Source organism: Candidatus Manganitrophaceae bacterium, from assembly GCA_012960925.1.
Lineage (GTDB): Bacteria > Nitrospirota > Nitrospiria > SBBL01 > JAADHI01 > DUAG01.
In genome coordinates this window covers 1-1,537 of the sequence record DUAG01000001.1, presented here as the reverse complement: position 1 = coordinate 1,537, position 1,537 = coordinate 1, and the positions used below count along the sequence as shown (strand labels likewise).

Sequence of the window (1,537 nt, the reverse complement as noted above, 5' to 3'; positions counted from 1 at the left end):
TCTCAGCTGGCAATACCTTCGCCAAAAAAGTGTCGTAAAAGGGAGCCTTCGAGTATGTTAAGATTTTCAACTCTCACATTGGAAATCACTACTTACCTCAAAGACTCCCCATGGATATTACTACGCTGCTGCAGGTATTGCGTCAAGAGTTAGATCGGACCACGCTCAAGCGTTTAGGCCTTCTCGTTCAGGCGATGCTTACGATGACCGGGCGTATCACGATGTTAGGGTTGTCTCGTTGGGCTGAAAAAGGCGGTAGTTACCGGACGATTCAACGCTTCTATAACACGGCGATCCCTTGGGGGACACTCCAGTGGCTTTTCTTTAAAGCGCATTTATATCAATCGGGGACGGAGTATTTGCTGGTGGGCGATGAAAGTGTGGTCACCAAAGCGGGGAAAATGACGTATGGTTTAGACCGTTTTTTCAGCTCCCTCTTTGGCAAGCCCATTCCTGGATTAGCCTTTTTGGCCTTCTCGTTAGTCAGCGTAGAAGAGCGGAAGTCCTATCCGCTATGTGTAGAGCAAGTGGTTCGCTCCGAGGAAGAAAAAGCGAAAATCCGACAGGAGAAAGCGGCCAAGGCTTCCCGCAAACGCACCGGGTCAAAGAAGAAAAAAAAGGCGGGACGACCTAAAGGCAGCCCCAACAAAAACAAACGTCAGATTAACTGGAACGAAGAGCTGCACCAGGTAAAGCGCATGGCCTTGACGTTGATCGAGCGGGTTCGTCCGTTAGATTTTTTACGCTACCTGGTGCTCGATGGCCATTTTGGAACCAATAATGTGATGCAAATGGTACGACAGAATCTCGGCCTACATCTGGTCTCGAAACTACGACACGACTCAGCCCTGTATTTTCTCTATCAAGGAGCGCAGAAACCGTTAGGGCGGAAACGGGTCTATGGGAACAAAATCGATTATGAGAACATGCCGTCCAAGTATTTGGTGCAGACCGATACCCAAGAGGGGATTCGGACCGATATCTACCAGGCTACCATGTGCCACAAGTCCTTTGCCGACCGACTCAATATCGTCCTTATCGTCAAGACGAATCTCTCCACCCAGAAGAGGGCAAAAGTCATTCTCTTTAGCAGCGACTTAGACTTGGCCTATGACACCCTTATTGAATATTACCAGCTTCGATTTCAGATCGAATTCAATTTTCGCGATGCAAAACAGTTTTGGGGATTCGAAGATTTCATGAATGTCCAGCAGACACCGGTCACCAATGCGGTGGGCCTTTCCTTCTTTATGGTCAACTTGTCGCACCGGCTTCTCAAGGCATTTCGCCAGACCCTTCCCGAGGCCAGTCTCCTCGATCTTAAAGCCCAATTCCGCGCCCAGCGCTATGCCCGAGAAACATTAAAATTGATTCCACAACAGGCGGAACCGATTGTAATAGATCAGATCCTAAAGAACATGCCGATGCTGGGCTCTATTCACCCACTAAATGAGCCTCTCGTCGCTTTCTGAATGGCGAAGGTATTGATATACATGACATCAATAGGATTATCACATAGGTGAAAGCAACTATAAAG

The 1,537-nt window shown here is 48.2% G+C and carries 1 protein-coding gene; it reads left to right on the top strand.

The annotated features are described in order from the left end of the window. Positions 1-110: 110 nt before the first annotated feature. Positions 111-1,472 carry a transposase gene (locus EYQ01_00005; GenBank protein ID HIE64204.1) on the top strand — a complete coding sequence of 454 codons (1,362 nt, stop codon included), beginning with the start codon at positions 111-113 and terminating at the stop codon, positions 1,470-1,472. The last annotated feature ends 65 nt before the right edge of the window (positions 1,473-1,537 follow it).